Origin of the sequence: Janthinobacterium sp. Mn2066, assembly GCF_049319705.1 — a bacterium.
Lineage (GTDB): Bacteria > Pseudomonadota > Gammaproteobacteria > Burkholderiales > Burkholderiaceae_D > Janthinobacterium.
Window position 1 is genome coordinate 210,554 of record NZ_JBMOUF010000001.1, and the last position, 23,384, is coordinate 233,937.

At 62.9% G+C, this 23,384-nt stretch carries 19 protein-coding genes; 14 read left to right on the plus strand and 5 right to left on the minus strand.

What is annotated here, in order from left to right:
* Positions 1-292 precede the first annotated feature (292 nt).
* From ACL9RI_RS00935 to ACL9RI_RS00945, 3 genes are all read left to right on the plus strand, one after another.
* Positions 293-973 (plus strand): response regulator transcription factor, encoded by a 681-nt coding sequence (locus ACL9RI_RS00935; RefSeq protein ID WP_422724729.1) that lies wholly within the window; start codon positions 293-295, stop codon positions 971-973.
* Positions 966-2,384, plus strand: coding sequence for a HAMP domain-containing sensor histidine kinase (locus tag ACL9RI_RS00940; RefSeq protein ID WP_422724730.1), 1,419 nt, complete (start codon positions 966-968; stop codon positions 2,382-2,384). The genes ACL9RI_RS00935 and ACL9RI_RS00940 overlap by 8 nt, the downstream gene beginning before the upstream one ends.
* A 108-nt stretch (positions 2,385-2,492) precedes the next feature.
* Positions 2,493-3,650, plus strand: coding sequence for an acyltransferase family protein (locus tag ACL9RI_RS00945; RefSeq protein ID WP_422724731.1), 1,158 nt, complete (start codon positions 2,493-2,495; stop codon positions 3,648-3,650).
* A gap of 8 nt (positions 3,651-3,658) precedes the next feature.
* Here the strand turns inward: ACL9RI_RS00945 and ACL9RI_RS00950 are convergent, their stop codons facing one another.
* From ACL9RI_RS00950 to ACL9RI_RS00965, 4 genes are all read right to left on the minus strand, one after another.
* Entirely contained in the window at positions 3,659-3,976 is a 318-nt protein-coding gene (locus ACL9RI_RS00950; RefSeq protein ID WP_422724732.1) for a hypothetical protein, read from the minus strand.
* A complete protein-coding gene (locus tag ACL9RI_RS00955; RefSeq protein WP_422724733.1) occupies positions 3,976-4,698 on the minus strand; it encodes an MgtC/SapB family protein in 723 nt (240 codons plus the stop codon). Before ACL9RI_RS00955 ends, ACL9RI_RS00950 begins: the two co-directional genes overlap by 1 nt.
* A gap of 359 nt (positions 4,699-5,057) precedes the next feature.
* A complete protein-coding gene (locus ACL9RI_RS00960) occupies positions 5,058-8,168 on the minus strand; it encodes an efflux RND transporter permease subunit (RefSeq protein ID WP_422724734.1) in 3,111 nt (1,036 codons plus the stop codon).
* A gap of 3 nt (positions 8,169-8,171) precedes the next feature.
* On the minus strand, positions 8,172-9,410 hold the full coding sequence (locus tag ACL9RI_RS00965; protein WP_422724735.1) for an efflux RND transporter periplasmic adaptor subunit: 1,239 nt from the start codon (positions 9,408-9,410) through the stop codon (positions 8,172-8,174).
* Positions 9,411-9,793: 383 nt separating this feature from the next.
* Between ACL9RI_RS00965 and ACL9RI_RS00970 the strand changes: the two genes are divergently transcribed.
* Positions 9,794-12,328, plus strand: a complete 2,535-nt coding sequence (locus ACL9RI_RS00970) for an EAL domain-containing protein (RefSeq protein WP_422724736.1) — start codon at positions 9,794-9,796, stop codon at positions 12,326-12,328.
* Here the strand turns inward: ACL9RI_RS00970 and ACL9RI_RS00975 are convergent.
* Positions 12,325-13,320: an endonuclease/exonuclease/phosphatase family protein gene (locus ACL9RI_RS00975; RefSeq protein ID WP_422724737.1), complete on the minus strand. Its 996-nt coding sequence runs from the start codon at positions 13,318-13,320 to the stop codon at positions 12,325-12,327. The genes ACL9RI_RS00970 and ACL9RI_RS00975 overlap by 4 nt on opposite strands.
* A gap of 37 nt (positions 13,321-13,357) precedes the next feature.
* Here ACL9RI_RS00975 and ybaK point away from each other — a divergent pair, with 37 nt between their 5' ends.
* The 10 genes from ybaK (at position 13,358) to ACL9RI_RS01025 (ending at position 23,377) form a co-directional block, all read left to right on the plus strand.
* Positions 13,358-13,849 (plus strand): Cys-tRNA(Pro) deacylase, encoded by a 492-nt coding sequence (gene ybaK, locus ACL9RI_RS00980; protein WP_422724738.1) that lies wholly within the window; start codon positions 13,358-13,360, stop codon positions 13,847-13,849.
* 75 nt (positions 13,850-13,924) lie between these two features.
* Entirely contained in the window at positions 13,925-14,569 is a 645-nt protein-coding gene (gene plsY, locus ACL9RI_RS00985; RefSeq protein WP_422724739.1) for a glycerol-3-phosphate 1-O-acyltransferase PlsY, read from the plus strand.
* 88 nt (positions 14,570-14,657) lie between these two features.
* Entirely contained in the window at positions 14,658-15,311 is a 654-nt protein-coding gene (locus ACL9RI_RS00990) for a DsbA family oxidoreductase (RefSeq protein ID WP_422724740.1), read from the plus strand.
* Positions 15,312-15,378: 67 nt separating this feature from the next.
* Entirely contained in the window at positions 15,379-15,669 is a 291-nt protein-coding gene (locus ACL9RI_RS00995; RefSeq protein WP_422724741.1) for a DUF427 domain-containing protein, read from the plus strand.
* A gap of 40 nt (positions 15,670-15,709) precedes the next feature.
* Positions 15,710-16,669, plus strand: coding sequence for a DUF2157 domain-containing protein (locus ACL9RI_RS01000; RefSeq protein ID WP_422724742.1), 960 nt, complete (start codon positions 15,710-15,712; stop codon positions 16,667-16,669).
* Complete coding sequence (locus tag ACL9RI_RS01005) at positions 16,666-18,318, plus strand: GDYXXLXY domain-containing protein (RefSeq protein WP_422724743.1); 1,653 nt, start codon at positions 16,666-16,668, stop codon at positions 18,316-18,318. Before ACL9RI_RS01000 ends, ACL9RI_RS01005 begins: the two co-directional genes overlap by 4 nt.
* Before the next feature lie 33 nt (positions 18,319-18,351).
* A complete protein-coding gene (locus ACL9RI_RS01010) occupies positions 18,352-19,578 on the plus strand; it encodes a metal-dependent hydrolase (protein ID WP_422724744.1) in 1,227 nt (408 codons plus the stop codon).
* A gap of 80 nt (positions 19,579-19,658) precedes the next feature.
* Positions 19,659-21,371, plus strand: a complete 1,713-nt coding sequence (locus tag ACL9RI_RS01015) for a cation:proton antiporter (protein WP_422724745.1) — start codon at positions 19,659-19,661, stop codon at positions 21,369-21,371.
* A gap of 85 nt (positions 21,372-21,456) precedes the next feature.
* On the plus strand, positions 21,457-22,359 hold the full coding sequence (locus ACL9RI_RS01020) for an ion transporter (RefSeq protein ID WP_422724746.1): 903 nt from the start codon (positions 21,457-21,459) through the stop codon (positions 22,357-22,359).
* 37 nt (positions 22,360-22,396) lie between these two features.
* The gene (locus ACL9RI_RS01025; protein WP_422724747.1) at positions 22,397-23,377 is read left to right on the plus strand and encodes a 3-oxoacyl-[acyl-carrier-protein] synthase III C-terminal domain-containing protein; all 981 of its coding nucleotides are present in this window, start codon (positions 22,397-22,399) and stop codon (positions 23,375-23,377) included.
* Positions 23,378-23,384 lie beyond the last annotated feature (7 nt).

Sequence of the window (23,384 nt, forward strand, 5' to 3'; positions counted from 1 at the left end):
ATGACTGGGCCCGTGGCGTGCCGTGGCGAAGCACGGGGCGCGGCGGTCAGGCTGGAATCGAGCGGCGGCCTTTTCGGCACATGCTGGCAGGCGAGTCTGGGTCCACGCTTTCTCCTGTGAATTGATTGATACGGGCTGGTGCGCCGCTTTTTCAGCGCTGGAAAAGCATAGCAGCACACGCCTGAAGATCTTCCCAAGTATTCCTGAATCCTTCTTCAGATTGGCGGCGTGGCCAGGCGCGGCGCGGTAAAATGAAATCAGGAAAAACACAGCATGACGGGAAAAGACAGGCATGAGAATCCTCTTGGTAGAAGATGACCGCAAGGCGGCGCGGCTGCTGGCGCGCGGCTTGCAGGAAGAAGGTTTTGTCGTCGACGTGGTGCATAGCGCCGAAGACGGCGAAGAGGAGAGCTACGCCGTCGATTACGACATGATCGTCCTCGACTGGATGTTACCCGGAAAACAAGGCATCGATCTGTGCCGCGATTTGCGTGCGCGCGCCATCCAGACGCCCATCCTGATGCTGACGGCGCGCGACGCCACGGCGGACCGGGTAGCGGGTCTCAACACAGGAGCCGATGACTACCTGACCAAGCCGTTTGAGTTCGAAGAGCTGCTGGCGCGCATCCGTGCGCTGCTGCGCCGCTCCGATATCAGCCGCCCGCTGGTGCTGGCGCTGGCCGACCTGGCGCTCGATCCGGTCAGCCACAAGGTCACGCGTGGCGGCGCGGTGCTGGACCTGACGCCGAAGGAATATGCGATCTTGCTGATCCTGCTGCGCCAGGCCGGCGAAGTGGTCAGCCGCGCGCGCCTGGCCGAGCAGATCTGGCAGGCTGACCTGATCGGCATCGATAACCTGATCGATGTCCACGTGCGCAATTTGCGCGGCAAGGTCGATGCACCCGGCTTGCCGCAGCTGATACACACGGTGCGCGGACGCGGCTTCCGCCTGGCGGAAAACGACGGTGTTTAGCCTGCGTAAAAGCCTGCTGCTGGTACACCTGGCGGTGATACTGGCGATTGTCAGCTGCACCGCGCTGGCAGGCTACTGGGGCTTGTCGCGCGCCGTGCACGGCCAGCTCGATGCGGCCCTGCTGGCGCTGGGCGAGACGGAAATGGCGATGCTGCCAGCCACCCCGCGCCAGGGCGTCACGGTGCATGAAGTGGCGCCAGGCATGGCGCCGCCTTCGCTGACGCGGCTGGACCGCCTGGTGCAGATTATTGATGGCGAGGGCCATGTGCTGGCGCGCAGCCGCAACCTGGAGGCGGCGCGCCTGCCGGCCGATCCTGCCTTGCTGGCGCGCCTGGCCGCCGGCGAAACCGTGTTTGAAACCTTGCCCCGCTTTGGCGAGGAGCCGGTGCGCATGGTGTCGATTCCCGTCCGTCACGGGGGCGTGCGCCTGGCGGTGCAGGTGGCCGGTTCGCTCGATGACGTCAATCACACGCTGACCTCGGCCACCATGCTGTTCGTGGCGATGGCGCTGGCTCTGCTGGCGGCCGTCGGCCTGGCTGGCGAGATGCTGACGCGGCGCGTGCTGGGGGCGATAGACGACGTGGTGCAGCAGGCGCATTTTATCGGCGAGGCGAGCCTGGCGCGGCGCTTGCCCCATCCCGGCACGCCCGATGAAATCGGCCGCCTGGTCGATACCCTGAACGCCATGCTGGAACGGCTGGAAACAGGCTACGATGCGCAGCGCCGCTTCACGGCAGACGCCTCGCATGAATTGCGTTCGCCGCTGTCGCGTTTGCGCACCGAAATTGAAATCACCTTGCGCCGCCCGCGCGAGACGCCCGAATATGTGTCGGCGCTGGCGTCCTGCCTCGATGAAGTGCAGCGTTTGACGACCCTGGTGGAGGAATTGCTGATGCTGACCCGCCTCGACGTGGGCCAGGACCGCAGTGCCGTGGAAACCGTGGCCCTGTATCCGCTGGCGCTGGCGGCGGCGCGGCGGCTGGAAACGGTGGCGGCCGCAAGGGGCATCCGCATCGTGCTGCAGGAGCCGCATGAGGGCGATGCCGGGATCAGCGCCCGCGTGGCGCCCGGGCCGGTGGACCTGGTGCTGGCCAACCTGCTCGACAATGCCGTGAAATTTTCGCCGCCCGACAGCCTGATCACGGTGCACCTGTCGCGCGATGGTGACGATGCGCTGCTGGGCGTGAGCGATGCAGGTCCCGGTATCAGTGTTGATGAATTACCACACCTGTTCGAACGTTTTTACCGCGGCGCCAGGGCGCGCGCGGGCGAGGCGCCCGGTTTCGGCCTGGGGCTGGCCCTGTCGCAAGCCATCGTGCATGCCTATGGCGGGCGCATCGAGGCGCTGAACCGGCCCGGTGGCGGCGCCTTGTTCACCATGCGCCTGCCTGGCGGCGAGCGGCAGCTGTAAGCCGGCATGGCAGATTACAAAATGGATAGCTATCCATTTTGTAATTAAAGGGAAATATAAAAATGATACCGTCTGTGTATGATGTTTCAACACAGAGACGGTGGCACCATGACGCTCCATTCCCCCATCCATCCCCGCCACGTGGTCGGTCTCGATGCGCTGCGCTTTCTGGCCGCCATGCTGGTGGTGGCCTACCACTATGGTTTCTGGTTCTGGGCCGATCCCGCCCCTGTCTCCACGCCCCATCTGCAGCGCCTGATTTCCTTCCCCGAGCTGTTTGCCGCCACCCATTTCGGCTGGGTCGGCGTACAAATCTTCTTTGTCATTTCCGGTTTTGTGATTGCCTTTTCCAGCGAGCGGGCTGGCGGCTATGATTTCCTGGTCAGCCGCGTGGTGCGCCTGGGGCCGGGCGTGTGGATCTGCGCCTGCATCACGCTGGCCGCCGTGGTGGCGGGCGGCGAGTGGAGCGTCTATAAAATGCTGACGGGCTTTTTGCATAGCGTGCTGTTTATTCCCGTCGCACCGTGGATCGATTACGCCTACTGGACACTGGGCATCGAGATTTTCTTTTACTTTCTCGTTTTCCTGCTGGTCTTGCGCGGCAAATTTTCCCGCATCAACCGGCTTGCCATCGCCATCGGCCTCGTCAGCACTACCTTCTGGCTGCTGGCCTGGGCGGCAGAGGCGGGCGGCGCAGGGCAGTTTGCCTCCGTGATGGCGCAGTTGCGCCGCTCGCGGATACTGGGACTGCTGCTGGTACACCACGGTATCTTCTTTGCGCTCGGAGTGCTGTTGTGGCTGGAACTGGTCAAACGGCCCGGCCGGGAAAACCGGCTGTGGTGCGTGCTTTTCTGCGCCGCCGGCTGCCTGCAGATCGCGCTCACGTCGGCGGCGACGGGCCAGGATACGGGGACGGCGTTTCCAGCCTGGATACCGGTGCTGTGCTGGCTGGGCGCGCTGGCCTGGGTAGTGTTTTCGGTGAACCGCAACCATCGCCTGCACGCGCTGCCGCAGTGGTGTTTGCGCCTGCTGAAAACAGCCGGCATGATGACGTTTCCGCTGTATCTGCTGCACCAGGTGGCCGGCGCCCACCTGATGAGCGGCCTGGTGCAGGCCGGGGCCGGGCGCTGGCTGGCGCTGGCCGGCGCGCTGGCTTTCTCGCTGTGCCTGGCCTGGCTGGTGGCCGTGCATGGCGAACCGGCCTTGCAGCGCGTGACGAAACAGGTGCTGCTGCGCGCCAGGCCCGGCGCGCCAGGCCCGGTTTAACCAGGTAGTCAGGCCGGCGCCACGCCTTCCCAGCGCACCTGGCGCACTTGCGGCAGGGCGCCTGCGCGGTTGATGAAGCGCACCAGCACGGCGCGCTGCACCAGCTGGCACAGCACCATGGCGATCAGCTTGACGACATTCCTGTCTTCGTCCCAGCTGCGCAGGATTTGCGACGGCGCCAGGCCGGCGCTTTTGAGCTCGGCCAGCAACAGGCACACGACGCGGTCCGCTTGCGTGGTGGGGCAGGTGACGGTCAGGCGGTAGGTGGTCACGGCAGGGGTTTTACGGACGGCGCTTGCCTGGAAAATCGATTTCAAAAATTTCATCATACACCTCGCTCTGCGACAAATTCTGCGTTATTGACCAGCGCCCAGCGCACGGCCGAGACACTGCCTTCCAGGCTGACCTGGCTGACGATCTGTTCCAGCAAACCCAGGCTGGACAAGGGCGTCAGCAGGTCGGCGCGTACTTCGATGCGTCCTGCCTGCGGCGCATCTTCGCTGTGCAGCGATTGCAACATCAGCGCCGGCATGCCGCTGATCATGCGCAGCATCAGTTTGCGCACCAGCACTTCCTGGTCTGCCTCGCAGACGGCGGTGATGCGGTAGATGCTTTCCGTCTCGCTGCCGGCGGCCAGGCCATGGGCGTTGATGCGCTGGGCAATATGGCGCAGCACCAGGTTGGCCACCAGCACGAAGCCGGTGCCGATGGCCGCTTCCATGGCGTAGCCCAGGCCGCACAGGATGCCGATGGCAGCCGAGCACCACAGGGTGGCGGCCGTGTTCAGGCCGCGCACCGTCATGCCTTCGCGCATGATGACGCCGGCGCCCAAAAAACCGATCCCCGACACCACTTGCGCTGCGATGCGCAAACGGCCGTCCGGATTGGCTTCAAGTACCGACACCATCACGAACAGCGAGGCGCCCACGGACACCAGCGCATTCGTGCGCAAGCCGGCCATGCGCTGGCGCAGCTGGCGTTCGGCGCCGATCAGGGCGCCCAGGGTCAGGGCTGCGGCCACGCGCAGCACAAAGTCATACCAGATCATTCTTTTCTCCTGTGTGAGCAGGAAGGACAGGCGAGTCTTGTCTGGCGCGGGCAGTGTGCCCGGCCATGCCACTATAGGTCAGTAGCCGATGGGAACAACGATGCAGGGGAGGGAGCGGCGCCATGCACCGCTGTTGTATAACCGCACCTTGCCGTGGCAAGGCGGGAGAGAAATCCGCGTCTTGCCAGGCTTAATCGTCGAACCGCGATCGACTACCGTCACTGGAACCAGTACCCACGAATCACTCCAATCAATTGATAACGGGCGCAGTGTAGCGAGCCATGAATTTTTCGTCAACTGAACATCTCTTCAGGAAACGGAAAGCACCGTCCCCGCCGGAGCGGGGACCATGAGCGTGATCAAGGGTGGACCGCAGCCTCGGATTCATGCCCGGCATCGGCGCCGCCGCCAAAGAAGCGCGCGGCGCGCTTGCCCAGGCTATCGAGGTAGGTGTAGGCGACGGGCACCACCACCAGGGTCAGGATGGTCGAGGTGATCACGCCGCCGATCACGGCGCGGCCCATCGGCGCCTGCGATTCGCCGCCGTCGCCCATGCCGATCGCCATCGGCAGCATGCCGAACACCATCGCCAGGGTGGTCATCAGGATGGGGCGCAAACGCACTTGCCCCGCTTCCATCAGTGCCTCGAATTGCCCCAGGCCTTCGCGCTGGCGCTGGTTGGTGAAGTCCACCAGCAGGATCGCGTTCTTGGTCACCAGGCCCATCAGCATGATGAAGCCGATTACCGAGAAGATGTTCAGGGTGCTGCCCGTGACCAGCAGCGCGGCCAGCACGCCGATCAGGGACAGCGGCAGTGACACCATGATGGCAATCGGCTGCAAGAAGCTGCCGAATTGCGAAGCCAGTACCAGGTAGATGAAGATCACCGCGATCCCCAAAGCCATCATGGCGCCACCCATGGTTTCGGCCATCTGCTGCGCATTGCCGGCCACGTCGAAGCGCACGCCAGGCGGCAGGTCGATCGTCTTGATGGCTTTTTGCACGTCGGCGTCGACATCGCCCGCCGGGCGGCCCTGCACGCCGGCATAGATGGCGACGCGGCGCTGCAATGCCTGGCGCTTCAGCACTTGCGGGCTGGACGACGGCACGAAGTCGACCACCTGGCGCAGCGGGATCATGATCGGCTTGCCGTTCTCGTCAAGCTTGCTCGATGCCAGCGACAGGTCGGCCAGGTCGGCCACTTTCTGGCGGCCCGATTTCGGCAATTGCACATTGACGTCGTAGTTCTGGCCGTCGGACGCCAGCCAGTGGCTGACCGTGTCGCCCGCCACGAAGGGACGCAGGGCGGTGCCGATCTGCTGCACCGACAGGCCCAGGTCGCTGGCCAGCTCGTTATTGATCTTCACCGTGGTCGATGGATTGGCGCCTTCCTGGCTGTATTCGATATCGGCGATGCCCTTGATGGTGCGCATCTTGTCCATCAGCCGGTGCGCCACTTCATCGAGCTTGCCTTCATCGGTGCCCAGGATGGCGATGAAGATGGGGCGGTTGCCGACCGACAGGGTGATGCCGGCTATCGGCGTCAAGCGGTCGCGGATCAGCCGTTCCAGCTCCTGCTGCGAGCGGCGCTTGTGCGTCTTGATGTCCGTCAGTTTCAAATTCACTTCGGCCGTGTTGCGGCCATCCTGCGTGCCCACGTTGGCTACCAGGCTGTCGATTTCCGGGAATTCCTTCAGGGCCGCCTCGATCTGGCGCACCTTGGTATCCGTGTATTCGAGGCTGGAGCCGACCGGCGTCTTGAAGCGCAGGTTGACCCAGCCCTGGTCCGTTTCCGGGAACATCTCGCCGCCGATCATCGGTACCAGCATCAGGCTGCCCACGAACAGCGCCAGGGCCGTGGCCAGCGTGGTCTTGCGCCAGCGCAGGGCTATCGCCAGCACCTTGCCATACCAGACGTGCAGGCGGTCGATGCCGGTTTCTATCCAGGCCATGAAACGGCCCAGCCACGGCGCATATTTAAAACGGTCCTTGACGGGGTCGCGCCAGACCGACGACAGCATCGGATCGAGCGTGAAGCTGACGAACAGCGACACCAGCACGGCGACGGCCACGGTGATGCCGAACTGCAGGAAGAAGCGGCCGATGATGCCGTCCATGAAAGCGACCGGCACGAACACGGCGACGATGGCGAAGGTGGTGGCCATCACGGCCAGGCCGATTTCATTGGTGCCGTCGTTGGCCGCCTTGTAGTGGTTCTTGCCCATGCCCAGGTGGCGCACGATGTTTTCGCGCACCACGATGGCGTCGTCGATCAACAGGCCGATGCACAGGGAGAGCGCCATCAGGGTCAGGAAGTTGAGGGTAAAACCAAACGCTTTCATGGCGATGAAGCTGGCCAGCACGGAGATCGGCAGGGTCAATCCCGTGATGATGGTGCTGCGCCACGAGTGCAGGAACAGGAACACGATCACCATGGTCAGCACGGCGCCTTCGATGATGGTGCGCTTGACGTTATTGAGCTGGCTTTGCACGCGCTCCGATTCGTCGTCGAGCACGCGCAGGTCGATATCGGGCGGCAGGGTCTTTTTCACTTCGGCCGCCACCTTCAGGATGCCGGTGCCCACTTCGACCACGTTGGCGTCCTGCACCTTGGTGATTTCCATGGTCACGGCCTGCTTGCCATTCACGCGCGAGATCGACAGTTCTTCCTGCTCGCCATCGACCACGCTGGCCACCTGGTCCAGGTAGACGGGGCCGATGGCGCGCCGCGCCACGATGATCTTGCCAAATTCGCGTGCATCCTTGACCTTGCCCTCCACCCGCACCAGCTGTTCGGCCGCGCCATGGCTGATGGAGCCGGCCGGCAAATTGGTGTTGGTGGCCTGGATCGCGCGGATCACTTCATCGACGCCGATGCCCTGGGCATTGAGTTCGATCGGTTTCAAGCTGATCAGGATCTGTCGCGAACGCAAGCCGCGCAGCTTCACCTGGCCCACGCCGGCCACCGCCTGGAAACGCTTGCTGATGATCTGGTCCGTCATGGTCGACAGCTCGCGCAGGTCATGCCCGGTGGAGGTCAGCACGATGGTGGCGATCGGGCGTTCATTGTCGCCTTCGGCGCGCGCGATGAACGGGTCCTTGGCTTCCTTGGGAAAGCGCGGGCGCACCAGCGCGACCTTGTCGCGCAAGTCCTGCATGGCCTTGTCCATATTCGTCGACAGCTCGAATTCCAGGTAGACGCCGGCGCGTCCTTCCCAGGAGTTGGCGCGGATGGTCTTGATGCCGCTGACGGTATTGACGGCGTCTTCGATCGGCCGCGTGATGTCGTTTTCCACCGCCTCGGGCGAAGCGCCCGGATAGTTTACTTCGATGGCGGCGAAGGGAAACTGCACGCTGGGCATGCTTTCCACGCCCAGGCCCCGGTACGAGAAAATCCCCAGCACCACCAGCGCCACCATGACCATGGTGGCGAACACGGGGTTCTGTATGCTGACTTTGGTCATCCACATGGCTTAGCCCTTCTGCGCCAGGACGGCCGCTTGTGCCTCGGGCGTCGCGGCGGGCGCGGCAAATTTCACGGCGTGGCCGGGCTTGACGCCATCGAGCCTGGCGACGATCACCTTGGCGCCAGGTACCAGGCCGGCCGTCACTTCGGCATAACCTTCATCCTCGTTGCGCAAGCCGAGGGTGACGACTTGCTCGACCACCTTGCCGCCCACCAGCGCATACACGACCGTGCCTTTCTTGTCCTTGCGCAGGGCAGTCAATGGCACCAGCGGCGCCACTGCCGAGCGTTCGGTGACGATGCTGCCCTTGGCGAACATGCCGCCGCGCAGCGCGCCATCGCCATTGTCGACGGCGATATACACCAGCATGGCGCGCGAGCCGCTTTCGGTGGTCGGGTTGATGCGCGTGACCTTGCCGGCGAAATCGCGCTCGCCAAAGCCATCGACCTTGAAATGCACGTCCTGGCCGATCTTGATGCGCGGGATTTCCGCGCTGGGCACGGGCGCTTCCAGGGTCAGTTGCGCCAGGTTGACGATGGTGTACACCGGCATGTCGGGCGCCACCTTTTCGCCAGCCTGTACGTGGCGCTTGCTGACGATGCCGGCCATCGGCGCGCGGATCACGGTGTCGGCCAGCGCGATGCGGGCGATATCGACCATGGCGGCTGCCGATTTGACGCTGGCGCGCGCCAGGTCCACCGAGTTCTGCGTGGTGTCGTAGGCCGTTTGCGAAATGTATTTTTGCTTGAGCAGCGCCTGGCTATTTGCTTCGTTTTTACTCGCCATCGACAGGCGCGCCTGCGCTTCATCGAGCATGGCTTGCTGCTGCGTCAGACGGGCGCGCTGGTCGGCCGCATCGAGGCGCACCAGGATTTGTCCGGCCGCCACCTGCTGGCCTTCGCGCACCGTTGTTTCGTGGATTTCACCGGACACCTTGGCCTTGATGGTGGCTTGCGTCAACGGCGCCAGCGAACCTGATAAAGGCAGGCTGACGGACAGCGCGCGCGCATCGATGGCGGCCACGTCGCCCTGCGCCAGCTCATGCACGGGCGTCTTGTCGGCTTGCTTCTTCTTGCTCGCTTGCGTTTCGGCAACCTTGGCGGCTTGCTGTCTCGATTGCATCACGCTCCAGCCGCCGCCGGCCAGGCCCACGACAAGCAGGATCAGGACAGGAGCGCGCCAGCGGCGGGTGCGGCTGGCAGGGTGGGCGGAGGCGGGTAGTGGGGGCAAGGTCTCGTTTTTCATAAGGCTCTTTTGATGGAGGCTGCGCAAGCTTGAACGGAAAGGTCCGGCGCGTGATCTCAATACGGCTCCGGCGATGGCTGGCCAGGGAATTCGGGTAGCGTATCACCATGCTGGACGCAGACGGCACGCCTGCCGCTTGCGCCCGATCACGATGATACGCATGTTGCTACTTTATGAAGTTGTTGGCGGACTCGCCATGCAAATGCGACAGAGTGCACAAAAACGGGCATGGAATGCAAAAATGGCAGATGAAGCCAGCCGGCACGCTTGAGCCGTGTCAATGGGCCGATTCCGTGGCGCGCAAGAATGGATGGGATGGCGGCACTACCGGACAGGCCGGGCGGGCCGCTGCTTGTGCTAGCGCCGTGACGCGGAGGGACTTGATGTCTGATCGGATTGCCGGACCCGCCGCATCGCCGGGCCGCTTGCTGGCCCCTGCCGAGCCTGGCATGGGGCCGGCCGCCAGCGCGCTGGACTTGCTGTCCATCCTGATCGAGGCCGTCGAGCAGGCGCCCGGCATGGCCGTGCGCGGCCTGGACCGCGAAGGTTTCGTGCGCTACTGGAGCGCCGGCGCAGCGCGCCTGTATGGGGTGAGCACGGGGCAGGCGATGGGACAACACTGGCGCAGCGTCGCTGGCGACTGGTCTGGCGGCGCCGTGCCGGATGCGGCGCCAGGCCTAGCCGATGGCGCCGGTTTTGCCGACGAACTGGCCAGCGTCTGGCAAACAGGCAAGGCCAGGTCCTTGCGGCTGTGGAAGCTGGGCGCCGATGAGATTGCACCGCGCTGTATCTGCTCCAGCCTGTTCCCCGTGCTGCAGGCCGGGCGCGTGCAGCAGGTATTCTGCATCGATGTCGATATTACGGGCAACCAGCAGCAGGGCATGTCGGTCAGCGCCCTGTTGTTGATGGCGGACAATTTTCGCCAGCTATTTGAAAAATCGTCCGACGCCATTTTGCTGCTACGCAATGAAGTCATCGTTGAACTCAACCCCGCCGCCATCGCCCTGTTTGTCTGTGTAGACCGGCAGCGCCTGATCGGGCGCCGTCTCAGCGATTTCTCGCCGCCGCAGCAGGCCTGCGGCAAGACATCGGCCGTGCTGGGCACGCACATGGCGGCCCAGGCGCATGCGGCGGGCAACTGGCGGTATGAGTGGCAATACCTGCGCTGTTCGGGCGAGCCGTTCTGGAGCGAAGTCTTGCTCACCTCGATTACCCTGGGCCATAGCTATCTGTTTTATGCGGTGATACGCGATATTTCCGAGCGCAAACTGGCCGAGCGTTCGCTCTATCTGGCGGCGCAAGTAGTCGAGCATGCGCGCGAAGCCATCGTCGTGATGGACCAGCAACAAAAAGTGCTGAGTATCAACCCTGCCTACGGCGAGATCAGCGGCTATGGCGCCGATGAGCTGAAAGGCCAGCCTTTTGACTCCGAGCAGCAAGCGCTCGATGCGCCCCTGTGGGATAGGGTGGCCCAGCATGGTTATTGGCAAGGGGAAATTGTGGCGCAACGCAAGGGCGGCGCGCGCTACCCGGCCTGGCTGTCGCTGACGGCCATCCGCGACGATCAGGGGCAGGTCAGCAACTATATGGCGATCCTCAGCGATATCAGTGAGCGCAAACGCAGCGAAGAGCAGACGCGCCACCTGGCCGAGCACGACTTCCTGACCGATTTGCCGAACCGCGTGCTGCTGCTGGACCGGCTGTCGCTGGCGCTGGCGGCGGCGCGGCGCAAGTTGAGCATGCTGGCCATCCTGTATCTCGATATCGATCACTTCAAGCACATCAACGACAGCATGGGCCATCATGTGGGCGATCTGCTGCTCAAGGAAGTGGCCCGGCGCCTGGTGCGCTGCGTGCGCAGCGTCGATACCGTCAGCCGCCATGGCGGCGATGAATTCGTCATCATCCTGGCCGAGGTGGGCGGTGTCGACCAGGCGGCCCACGTGGCGGCCAGCGTGCTGCAAGCCGTCACGCAGGTGTACCAGCTGGGCGCTTATGAATTGCAGGTGTCGGCCTCGATCGGCGTGGCCATATTTCCCAGCGACGGGGCCGATATCGATAGCCTGATGCACAACGCCGATACGGCCATGTATCACGCCAAGCAGTTGGGGCGTAATAATTTCCAGTTCGTCAATGCGGAAATGAATGCCCAGATCATCGAGCGGGCCAGCCTGGAACAAGGCTTGCGCGATGCCCTGGGTAACAGCGAATTCGTGCTGGAATTCCAGCCTGTGATCGAGATTGCCAGTGGGGCGCTGGTTGGCGCGGAAGCCTTGCTGCGCTGGCAGCATCCGCAACGGGGCTTGCTCAAGCCGGCACGTTTCCTGCTGGCCGCCGAAGAATGCGGCTTGATGGTGCCGATCGGCCACTGGGTCTTGCGCCACGCCTGCCTGCGCGCGCGGGCCTGGCATGACGCAGGCCATGCCTTGGGCGTGTCGGTGAATTTGTCTTCCGTGCAATGTATCCAGAATAATTTGCTGGGCAGCGTGCAGGAAGCGCTGCGCGTATCGGGCTTGCCCGCCACCTCATTGGCGCTGGAATTGACGGAAACGACCTTGATGAGAGGCGGCGTGCGCCTGGCCGAAGTGCTGGCGCAATTGCGTGCGCTGGGCATTACCCTGACCATCGACGATTTCGGCACCGGCTATTCGCGGCTGGCGAACTTGCGCCATTACCCGGTGGACAGGCTGAAGATCGATCCCTCGTTTTTACCAGGCGCGGAGGGCGAGCCGGCCGATACGGCGGTGGCGGCCACCATCATCGCCATGGCGCGCACCTTGCAGCTGACCGTGATCGCGGAAGGGGTGGAAACGCCGCAGCAGCTGGCTTACCTGCGGCAACAGGGTTGCCACCAGTACCAGGGATATCATGCCAGCGCGCAAGTGGCTGCTAGCGCCCTGGCAACCTTGCTTGCCTAGCCGATATTGCCCAGAAGCTTGAGGCGGACCAGCACCTGGCCATGGTCGGATGCGTGCGGCAGGGCCTGCAGCAAATGGTCGTTCAGGTAAATCACGTCGAGCACCAGGCCGATGGCGCGTGGCGAGGCGGGGTGGAAATGCTCGGAGACCAGGATATGGTCGATCGTCATGTAGGCGCTGTCGTGGATATTCGTGTAGCCCGCATGGCGCAGATAATCCTGGCGCAGCTGGATGGCGTTGCTGTCGTACAGCCGCTCGCGCATATGGTTGGCCAGGCCTGCTTCTTCCGGCTTTTCGTCGGGCGCGCCGGCGCCCATCACGATGGCGGTAGTGACGGCATTGGCGATGTCGTTGAAGTCGCCCAGCACGATGCGCGGACGGCCGCTGTGGCCCAGTTCGCTCGCCAGCACGCGCAGCGCTACCGCTTCGGCGCCGCGCCGCTGCAGCGAGCGCAGGTTGGCCAGTGCATAGTTGAGCACGGTATTGCCATCGCCATTGCGATAATCGGGCCGGCGCGACTTTAAATGCACCACCAGCACGTCGGTCAGGTGTCCGCCAGGCAACACGACTTGCACGTGCAGGGGCGCGCGCGCGTAGCGCGCCAGGCTGGGATCGCTGGCCTGGCCCTCGTTTGGTAAGCTGATGCCGGCCGGGAAGGTGGCATAGGCGATGCCGGGCCCGGCCAGCGGCAAACGCGAGACCAGCGCCACCGAAGGCAGCATGCGCCCATGGCCATCGACCGCATCGATGCCCGCTTGCGTGGCGTCGCGGTAGTGGCGGGTGTGGGCCAGCACGTCGCGCAGGGCCGCTTGCGAGAACACTTCCTGGAAACCGATCACATCGGCGTCGAGCAAGTCGATCTGCCGCGCCGTCCATTCGCGCTTGGCCTCGTATTGCACCTGCGTCAACGGTTCCAGGTTGTCATACAATTTTGTTCCGGCAGGAGCAAGATTGCAGACATTGAATGTGGCAAAGCGGATTTCTTCCTGCATAATTAGCACTCCTCACTGAACGATCAGCGTATCACGCATGGCTAAAAAAGAGCATATTTCCGAAACCCAGGCGACGCAGATGCTGCGCAAGCATCAAGTTTCCTTCAATGAACACCCGTATCCCTACGAGGAACACGGCGGCACCAGCGTCTCGGCGCGTGAATTGGGCGTGCCGGAACACGAAGTGATCAAGACACTGGTAATGCAGGACGAGGCGGCGCGCCCGCTTATCGTGCTGATGCATGGCGATTGCAAGGTTTCGACCAAGAACCTGGCGCGCGCTATCGGCTGCAAGTCGGTCGAACCGTGCAAGCCCGAAGTGGCGCAGCGCCATTCCGGCTACATGATCGGCGGCACCTCGCCGTTCGGTACCAAGAAGGCCATGCCCGTCTACGTGGAAGAAACCATTCTGGCCTTGCCGCGCATCTACATCAATGGCGGCCGGCGCGGTTTCCTGGTCTCGCTGGCGCCCCAGGTGCTGCTTGATTTATTGCAAGCCAAGCCCGTGCAATGCGCCTTGAAAGATTGATGGCCGGGCTACCACCTGGTGTATATTCTGCTGCCCTGGCCTCGATGTCAGGGAAATAATTAACAAAGGGAACAAATGAATCCAGTAATCACAACCTTGGCAATGACAGTGGCCGCTTACTTGCTCGGCTCGATATCGTTTGCCGTGGTGATGAGCAAGGTCTTCGGCATTGCCGATCCGCGCACTTATGGCTCGAAAAATCCGGGCGCGACCAACGTGCTGCGCAGCGGCAATAAAGGCGCCGCCATCATGACCCTGCTCGGCGACGGCGCCAAGGGCTGGCTGGCCGTGTTCCTGGCCGCGCACTTCGACAGTGCGCTGGGCGTGGGCGACACGGCCGTAGCGCTGGTGGCGATTGCCGTCTTCCTTGGCCATCTGTGGCCGGTCTTCTTCCGCTTCGTCGGCGGCAAGGGCGTGGCCACGGCGCTGGGCGTGTTGCTGGGTATCAATGTCTGGCTGGGCCTGGCCACCCTGGCGACCTGGCTGATCATCGCCTACGCCTTCCGCTATTCCTCGCTGGCGGCGCTGGTGGCGGCCTTGTTCGCACCGTTTTATTACGGTCTGCTGTTCGGCGTCGACCCCATCTTGCTGGCCGTGATCGCCATGAGCGTGCTGCTTGCCTACCGCCATAGCCAGAATATCGCTAACTTGCTCTCTGGCAAGGAAAGCAAGATCGGCGGCAAGAAAGAGGCAGCCAAGGCGACGCTCAAGAAAAAGTAAACGCTTGATTTTTGTGGCGCCGCACGCATATGCTGGGCTTGCGGCGCCGCACCGTGCGGCTGCCACCGACTCGCGCAAAGGTTGCCACATGTCTACTCCTGTTCCCGTCCGTATCGATTTCGTTTCCGATGTTTCCTGCCCCTGGTGCGTGATAGGCCTCAAGTCGCTGGAGCAGGCGCTGGACAAGCTGAAAGACACGGCCCAGGCCGAAATCCATTTCCAGCCCTTCGAATTGAATGCCAACATGGCGCCCGAAGGCCAGGATATCGGTGAACATATCGCCCAGAAATACGGTTCCACCGAAGAACAGATGGCGCAATCGCGCGAAGCGATCCGCGCGCGCGGCGCAGCGCTGGGTTTTACGTTTGCCATGGATAAACGTGGCCGTATCTATAACACTTTTGACGCCCACCGCTTGCTGCACTGGGCCGAACTGGAAGGGCGCCAGAAGGAACTCAAAATGGCCCTGTTCGATGCGTATTTCACGCAGGGCGAAAATCCTTCCTCGCACGAGCTGCTGCTCAAAGTAGTGGGCGAAGTGGGTCTCGATACGGCCAAGGCAGCCGAAGTGCTCACTTCCGGCGCCTACACCAGGGAAGTGCGCGAGCGCGAACAGTTTTATCAGCAGAACGGCATCAATTCCGTACCGGCCATCATCATCAACGAGCGCCACCTGATTTCTGGCGGCCAGCCGCCTGAGGTATTCGAGCAAGCCTTGCGCCAGATCATCGCCGGCAATTGATTGCAGCGCGTATGGCGTGTGCCAAGCCCCTCCTTTTGCGCTACACTCGCCAAAGGAGGATAGTCTTATGCCAACAGCACGCTGGAACGGCGCGATCATCGCGCAAGCCACCGACGATCAGATAGAGATCGTTGAAAACAATGTGTATTTTCCTGTCTCGGCGGTAAAGCAGGAGTACTTGCGCCCCAGCAGCCATACGACAGTCTGTCCGTGGAAGGGCACCGCCAGCTATTACGACCTGGTCGTCGACGGCCAGACCAATCCCAACGCAGCCTGGTATTACCCAGAACCTAAAGATGCCGCTAAGCAAATTGCCGGCCACCTAGCCTTCTGGCGCGGCGTGACGGTCGAGCGCTGATACCGCCCGTAGTCTCAATCTCTCTGGAAGGAAGCAGACGATGGATTTACGCCTCGCCGTGTATCAACTCGCCTCGACAAATGCACTGGACGCCCAACAGACGGCGCAATTGCATGCACTGGCTGGTTTCCAGCGCGAACCGTCAAGGCTCAGCTACTGGCTGCCGCGCGGCGTGGCCGTGCTGGGCGCTGCCTTGCTGGGCCTGGGATTGATCTTCTGGGTCGCCGCCAATTGGGAAGAGCTGGGCCGCATGGGCCGCTTTGCCTTGCTGCAAGCGGTGTTTCTTGCCGCCTGTCTAGGCGCCTTCTTCGTGCCGAAGGCACGCATACCCTTGTTGCTGGTCGCCATGCTGTCCATAGGCGGCCTGTTTGCGTATTTCGGCCAAACTTACCAGACGGGCGCCGACCCATGGCAATTGTTTGCCGTCTGGGCCGTGCTGGCCTTGCCGTTATGCCTGGTGGCGCGCAGCGATGTGCTGTGGACACCGTGGATGCTGGTGCTGGCCTCGGCCGCCGCCCTGTGGATGCAGGCGCAGGCGGGCCACCGCTGGCGCATCGATTCGGCTGACCTGGGCATTTTCCTCACCGGCTGGCTGGTGCAGCTGCTGGCCTGCGCTTTTGTGTCGCCGCTGCTGGCACGCTGGACGGGGGCCGGTTCCTGGACCTTGCGCCTGGGCCTGGTACTGGCCACCATTTTGATCACAGGCACCGCCATCAGCGCCCTGTTCAGCAACGAGCTGGGTACGCCATACTGGGCAGGCCTGGGCTTGCTGGCTGTCGCCTGTGCCTTGCTGGCGACACAGCAGCTATTTGATGTGTTCGGCTTGAGCGCCGTCGCGCTCGGTCTCAATGTCCTGCTGGCGGGCGGCCTGGGACGCGCGCTACTCAGTGGAAGTGGTGATGGTATCGGCGGCCTGGTCCTGCTGGGTCTGCTGGCCGCCTTCTCACTGGCGATCACCGTACAAGGTATCTTATGGCGCACACGCCAGGAGGCAGCATGAGCCAGCCTCAAATCGATGCGCTCGATACCCTGATCGCCGACGCCATGCATGCCGGTCTGTTGCCAGATGGTACTGTGCGCCCGGTGCAGGACGTGCGGCCGTGGCCGCTGGTACTGATGACGGCATTCGGCGCCTGGCTGGCCGCCATCCCCTTGATGCTGGCGCTCGGTTTCGGAATGGAAAGTACGATGCGGCAGGGGCAGGGCGCTTATGTCGTGGGACTCATCGTGCTGGTCGGTGCCGTATCGGTGATACGCGCGCGCGATACCCCCCTGTTTGTCGAACAACTGGCCGTACCCTGTTTGCTGGTGGGCGGCGGCTTGCTGGGCTATGCGCTATTCCGCGACCTGTCTGGTCCGTCCCCGTATTTGCTGCTCAGTGCCTTGTGTCTGCTGGTCGCTGCCGTCTTGCCACGCGACTGGCTGCGCGTGCTGCTCGGTGTACTGGCCTGTGGCGCTCTTGCATTGGGCATAGGCGCTTTCGAGCACGACTGGCGATATGACCGTGATCCTCTGGTTTTGTTTGGTGCATGGATATTGGCGTTGGCCGTCTGGCTGGGCGTGCACTGGCTGCAAAGCAAGGTTTTTAATGATGGCCGTGGTGCGCCCGTGGCTGCTGGTATCGAATCCATCTCCACCGGCTGGGTGCTGGCCATCTTGCTGGGCCTGATCAATTGGTCGGGCATGACCTTCATGCTGGGCGCCAGCCTGGATGATGGTATGGCGGGTGTTGCCACGCATGAACTGTCCCGGTATGACGGTGGCGGCTGGTATAGTTTGACCTTGCCTGGCCTATCGGCGCTGCTGGCGCTGGCCGCTGCTGCATGGCTGTTCCGGCATTGGCCTTCCCTGCGCCAACTGCCCGCCATCGGCGTGGCGCTGGTGTTGATTGTACTGGCCGGGTGTATGCCGGCGCTGGGCCCCGTGCTGCTGATCCTGGCTTACTGCATGGCAAGCGGACGCACCCGCGTGGCGACCGCTGCGGCAGTGGCAGCTGCCTGGATCATCGGCAGCTTTTATTACCAGCTGGCCTGGCCGCTGGCCAGCAAGGCGGCGCTGCTGGCCGTGGCTGGCCTCGTGCTGTGCGTGCTGGCGTGGCTGGTCACGCGGGGCACGCTGCTGTATCTGGCCGAACGTTCGGCGGCGGGCAAGCTGCAGCATGGCCGTGTCTCGCAATTTTGCTTGCTGGCAGGCTTGCTGCTGGTGCTATTCGTGGCCAACGGCGGTATCTGGCAAAAAGAGCAATTGATCGCCAAGGGTGAGCCTGTGTTTGTGGAACTGGCGCCCGTCGATCCCCGTTCCCTGATGCAGGGCGACTATATGCGCCTCAATTTCCTGCAACTGGGCATGCTCTCCGTCGAGGCCAGCGTGCATGAGGCCGCCGGTCGTCCCCATGTGGTGGCTACGCGTGACGGACGTGGTGTGGCAAAGATAGCGCGCCTGTCCGATGGCAAGCCGCTGCTGCCCGGTGAATTCCTGATGGAACTGACGCCAAAAAATGGTAGTTGGGTCTTGGTCAGCGATGCCTGGTTTTTCAAGGAAGGCGAAGCGGCGCGTTGGGATAAAGCCCGGTATGGCGAGTTCCGCGTGATGCCTGATGGGCGCGCCTTGCTGGTGGGCATGCGGGGGCCGCAACTGGAGGTGCTGTAGTCCTGCCAACAGGAAACCCTGTAGAATTTCCGAATGGATAATATTACGCATTCGGTCATCGGCCTGGCAGCCGGTGAATTACTGCATCGCAGCCTGCCATCTGAACCCCAGGAACCCGCCCAGCGCACCCGTCGTGCGCTGTTTCTGTTTACCGCCTGGTTTGCCAGCAATGCGCCCGACCTGGATCTGATACTGACCAGGCTGCTGCCATCGCCGTTCGGTTATCTGCTGCATCATCGTGGACACACGCATACCTTGCTGCTGGCCGTGCCGCAGGCGCTGTTCTTGCTGGCCATGCTGTGGCTGCTGTGGCCGGCCGCGCGCCGCCTGTTGAAAGACAGCGGCCCGGCCCGCCTGGGGCTGGCGCTTTGCATGGTGCTGGGCTTCGGCTTGCATATGGCCATGGATTTCCTCAATTCCTACGGCGTGCATCCGTTTTATCCGTTCAACAGCCGCTGGCTATATGGCGACATGGTGTTCATCGTCGAGCCCATGTTCTGGGTCTTGCTGGGCGTGCCCGTGATCGTCTCCCTGCGTTCCGGCATCGTCAAAAGCGTGCTGCTGGCGGCGCTGGCGGCGGCCCTGTGTTTCTTTACCTATAAAAACTATTTGACGCCCGTGGCTTGCATCGTGCTGCTGGCGCTGGGCACCTTGCTGAGCGTGCTGCAGGGGCGTGCCGGCGAGCGCGGCAAGGGCGCCTTGCTGCTGGCGTTTGCGCTGGGCGCAACCTTTATCGGTGTGCAGGGCGTGGCGTCCGCCGTGGGCCGCGCCCGGGTCGAAGCGGCCGTGCAACGGCTCGATCCGGGCACGCGCGTGTGGGACGTGGCGATGACGGCGTTTCCCAGCCATCCGCTGTGCTGGATCTATGTTGCGCTCGACAGCAAGACGGATGTCTACACCTTGCGGCGCGGCACCATGAGCGTGCTGCCAACGGCGCTGGCGCCCAATGCCTGTCCGGCGGGGTTGGCGGAAACGGGGCAGGGCGAGCAACTGGCGCCCGGCATAGGCTTGTCCGCGCAAGCGACGGGTAGCCTGGCCAGCTTGCGCCAGCTGCAATCGCACAATTGCTATGCGGATGCCTGGCTGCGTTTTGGCCGCATGCCCAAGCTGGACCATGGCTTGACCGATGTGCGTTTTAATCCGGACATGTTGCCCAATTTTACGACCATCGAGCTGGAACAATTCCGCGCCCGTCCGTGCCCCGCCTATGTGCCGGGCTGGGGACATCCGCGCGCAGACATGCTCGATTTGCGCGAATAGCGGCGCGACGCCACCGATCACATTTTTTACGCAGGATTATTGTGGAAGAGCAGCATGCCTTACCGTATCTGCGAGAAACCTTGCTGTTTCTCGCCCTGGCCGGGATTTTTATCCCCTTGTTGCAACGCCTGAAGGTCAACCAGGTACTGGGTTTCCTGGCCGTCGGCGCCCTGTTCGGGCCATTCGGTTTCGGCCTGTGGGCGGGCGACTTTGGCTGGCTCAGGTATTTTTCGTTCGTGCGCGCCGAGCAGGTCAGCGGCCTGGCCGAGCTGGGCGTGATGTTTTTGATGTTCATGATCGGCCTGGAATTGTCCACCGAACGGCTGTGGGCGCTGCGCCGCTGGGTGTTTGGCGCGGGCGTGGGGCAGGTGGTCGCCAGTGCCGGCCTGATCGGCGCCGTGGTGTATTACCTGGGCCTGCCGCTGGAAGCGGCCATCGTGCTGGGCCTGGTGCTGTCGCTGTCGTCCACGGCGGTGGTGATGCAGTTGCTGGCTGACCGGCGTTCCCTGCAGACCCCCGCTGGACAGGCCGGTTTTTCCATCCTGATGTTCCAGGATTTGATGGTGGTGCCGTTGTTCATCCTGATCGACGTGTTTGCCAGCGGCCATAGCGAAGACCTGGCCTATCTGCTCAGTTTTGCCGCCGTGAAATCGGCCGGCGCCATCCTGCTGATTTACCTGCTGGGGCGCCGCGTGATCCGGCCCCTGTTCCAGTTTTTCGTCAAGAAACGCCAGCCCGATGTCTTCATGGCCTTGACACTGCTCAGTACGCTGGGCATCGCCGGCTTGACCTACCTGGCGGGCCTGTCGATGGCGCTGGGCGCCTTGCTGGCTGGATTATTGCTGGCGGAAACGGAATTTCGCCACGAAGTGGAAGTGACCATCGAGCCGTTCAAGGGCTTGCTGATGGGCCTGTTTTTCATGTCGGTGGGCATGCAGATCGACGTGCGTGAAATCTTCAAGTCGCCGATTCTGATTCCGCTGGCCGTACTGAGCCTGTTTGCCGTGAAGACCTTGGTGATCAGCGTGATTTTCCGTCTCGGCGGTTTTCACTGGGGCCGCGCGGTGGAAACGGGCGTGCTGCTGGGGCAAGGCGGCGAGTTTGCCTTTATCGTGGTCGCGTATGCGCTGGGCACCAAGTTGATTGCACCGCAAGTGGCGCAGTTCGTCATGCTGGTGGTGGGCCTGAGCCTGTTTGCCACGCCCGCCTTGTCGCGCGCCGCCCGCAGTTTCGGCAACTGGTGGGAAGGGCGCCACCGCCATCAATTGGCCGACCTGGCCGACGGCGCGCTGCCGCCGCAGGGCAGCCAGGTCATCATTGCCGGTTTCGGCCGCGTGGGGCAGTTGCTGGCCAAGCTGCTGACGGAACAGGATATCGCTTATGTCGCCATCGAAAATGACGCCAAGCTCGTGACCAGCATGCATCCGCGCGGCTTTCCCGTGTATTTCGGCGATGCCTCGCGCGCTGAATTGTTGCAAAAAGTCAACGCCGAGCGGGCCGCAGCCGTGGTGCTGACCATGGACCACCCGGCGTCCGTATTGCACGCCGTAAAATCGATACGCCGCGATTATCCGCACTTGCCCGTGTATGCGCGCGCCCGCGATGAAGCCCATGCGCTGGCGCTGGTACAGGCTGGCGCCACGCTGGTCGTGCCCGAGGCGCTGGAAGCGGCGCTGCAACTGACGGCTACCGTGCTGCAGACGGTGGGCTTGCCGGAAGCGCGTGCGGCCGAGCTGGTGCAAACGGAGCGCGAGCGGCGCAACGCGGTGTTGCTGGCGAAGAAATTATCGTAGAGCATGCTGTCCTAGGGCACGTGTGCGTGTGGCCATCGTTTCTAAATGATCTATACAATATTCAATGTATGAAAGAACGATTCCCATGAAGCCAGACTCCCCCCACGCGGCCTTGACACCGCAGCAACTTGCTGCACAGGAAGCAAAGCAGCGTTACGGCAAGCCCGAACGGGGCTGGCGCGAAAAACTGTATATCGTCATTTTCGAGGCGGAAACGCGCACGGGCCGCGCTTTCGACCTGGTGCTGATCGCCGCCATCCTGATGAGCGTGACGGTGGTCGTGCTGAGCAGCATCGCTTCCGTGGCGGCCCGCTACAACACGGTGCTGATGGCGCTGGAATGGTTTTTCACCATTTTATTTACCATCGAATATATCGCCCGCTTGATGTGCCTGAAGCATCCGGTGCGCTACGCCAAGAGTTTTTTCGGCTTGATCGACTTGCTGGCGATCATCCCCACCTACATCGGCTTGCTGTTGCCGGGCGCCCATGTGCTGATCGATGTGCGCATTCTGCGCCTGCTGCGCATGTTCCGTATCCTCAAGCTGACTTCCTACGTGCATGAATATACGGTGCTGGGCCGCGCCTTGCTGGCCAGCAAGCGCAAGATTCTGATCTTTTTATCGTTCGTGATGATGGTGGTGTTTTTGCTGGGGACCGTGATGTATGTCGTGGAAGGGCCAGATAATGGTTTTACCAGTATCCCGACCGCCATATACTGGGCCATCAGTACCATGACCACGGTTGGTTTTGGCGATATCGCGCCGAAGACCGACATCGGGCGCGCCATCTCATCGCTGATGATGCTGCTCGGCTGGGGCATCCTGGCAGTGCCAACCGGCATCATCAGCTCCGAAATGACGATGCAGCGCAGCGTCAAGCTCGTCACCACGCGGGCCTGCCCCGCCTGCCTGAAAGAAGGACTCGACGACGACGCCAGGTTCTGCAAGAACTGCGGCGACAAGCTGCCGCCCATGGCCAGCGATTAACGCTGCTGCTTTTATATTCACTTAGCCTAAGGCCAATATGATTCCAGTTCGCTTGATAGCGACGGGCAAGGCCGTGCCGTCCAACAGTGTCACTTCCGATAGCCTGGACCGCCAGCTTGGCCATCCGCCCGGCTACACCCTGCGCAAGAGCGGCGTGCTGTCGCGCTTCGTGGCCGGACCCGACGAATCGCAAAGCCAGCTGGGCGCGGCCGCCCTGCGCGATGCATTGAAAAACGCCAGCCTGCAGCCGGCCGATATCGACCTGCTGATCGGCGCCTGCGGCGTGCCCGAACAAGCCTTGCCCAATACGGCCTGCTTTATCGCCCAGCATGCGGGCTTGCCGCCAGGCACGCCTACCTTCGACATCAACGCCAGTTGCCTCAGTTTCATGGCCGCCTTCCGCGTGGCAGCCTCCTTGCTGGCCGACGGCGGCTACCGGCGCATTGCCATCGTCGCCGCTGACCTGGCGTCACGCGGGGTCGACTGGAGCGAGCCGGAAGCGTCGATGATCTTTGGCGACGGCGCCGCCGCCGTCATCGTCGAGCGCGGTGATGGCGCGGCAGGCATTCGCGCCTATAAAATGGGCACGTATCCGGAGGGGCGGCGCTATTGTGAAATTCGGGGCGGCGGCACCGAGCGCAATCCGCGTAATGGCGTGGAACCAGCCGACTACCTGTTCCGCATGGATGGCAAGGCCGTGTTCCGCCTGGCCGTGAAGGTCATGCCCGCCTTCCTGGAACAGTTGATGGTCGACTCGGGCGCGGGCCTGGAGCGCATCGATGTGGTGGTGCCGCACCAGGCCAGCCCGCTGGGACTGGCGCATGCGGCGCGCATCCTCGATGTGCCCGATGCTAAAATCATCAAGATCTTTGAACACCATGGCAACCAGGTTGCCGCCTCGATTCCCACTGCCTTGCATGAGGCGGTGATGACGGGGCGGGCCGTGGCAGGCCAGCGCCTGCTGATGATGGGCACGGCCGCCGGCCTGACCATCGGCGGCATGGTGGTCGATCTATGAGGAAGGC

Excerpts from the sequence above, each read along its gene's own strand:
- ACL9RI_RS00935 (WP_422724729.1), top strand. The coding sequence starts at position 293 with ATGAGAATCCTCTTGGTAGAAGATGACCGCAAGGCGGCGCGGCTGCTG.
- ACL9RI_RS00945 (WP_422724731.1), top strand. The coding sequence starts at position 2,493 with ATGACGCTCCATTCCCCCATCCATCCCCGCCACGTGGTCGGTCTCGAT.
- ACL9RI_RS00950 (WP_422724732.1), bottom strand. The coding sequence starts at position 3,976 with ATGAAATTTTTGAAATCGATTTTCCAGGCAAGCGCCGTCCGTAAAACC.
- ACL9RI_RS00955 (WP_422724733.1), bottom strand. The coding sequence starts at position 4,698 with ATGATCTGGTATGACTTTGTGCTGCGCGTGGCCGCAGCCCTGACCCTG.
- ACL9RI_RS00960 (WP_422724734.1), bottom strand. The coding sequence starts at position 8,168 with ATGTGGATGACCAAAGTCAGCATACAGAACCCCGTGTTCGCCACCATG.
- ACL9RI_RS00965 (WP_422724735.1), bottom strand. The coding sequence starts at position 9,410 with ATGAAAAACGAGACCTTGCCCCCACTACCCGCCTCCGCCCACCCTGCC.
- ACL9RI_RS00970 (WP_422724736.1), top strand. The coding sequence starts at position 9,794 with ATGTCTGATCGGATTGCCGGACCCGCCGCATCGCCGGGCCGCTTGCTG.
- ACL9RI_RS00975 (WP_422724737.1), bottom strand. The coding sequence starts at position 13,320 with ATGCAGGAAGAAATCCGCTTTGCCACATTCAATGTCTGCAATCTTGCT.
- ybaK (WP_422724738.1), top strand. The coding sequence starts at position 13,358 with ATGGCTAAAAAAGAGCATATTTCCGAAACCCAGGCGACGCAGATGCTG.
- plsY (WP_422724739.1), top strand. The coding sequence starts at position 13,925 with ATGAATCCAGTAATCACAACCTTGGCAATGACAGTGGCCGCTTACTTG.
- ACL9RI_RS00990 (WP_422724740.1), top strand. The coding sequence starts at position 14,658 with ATGTCTACTCCTGTTCCCGTCCGTATCGATTTCGTTTCCGATGTTTCC.
- ACL9RI_RS00995 (WP_422724741.1), top strand. The coding sequence starts at position 15,379 with ATGCCAACAGCACGCTGGAACGGCGCGATCATCGCGCAAGCCACCGAC.
- ACL9RI_RS01000 (WP_422724742.1), top strand. The coding sequence starts at position 15,710 with ATGGATTTACGCCTCGCCGTGTATCAACTCGCCTCGACAAATGCACTG.
- ACL9RI_RS01005 (WP_422724743.1), top strand. The coding sequence starts at position 16,666 with ATGAGCCAGCCTCAAATCGATGCGCTCGATACCCTGATCGCCGACGCC.
- ACL9RI_RS01010 (WP_422724744.1), top strand. The coding sequence starts at position 18,352 with ATGGATAATATTACGCATTCGGTCATCGGCCTGGCAGCCGGTGAATTA.
- ACL9RI_RS01020 (WP_422724746.1), top strand. The coding sequence starts at position 21,457 with ATGAAGCCAGACTCCCCCCACGCGGCCTTGACACCGCAGCAACTTGCT.
- ACL9RI_RS01025 (WP_422724747.1), top strand. The coding sequence starts at position 22,397 with ATGATTCCAGTTCGCTTGATAGCGACGGGCAAGGCCGTGCCGTCCAAC.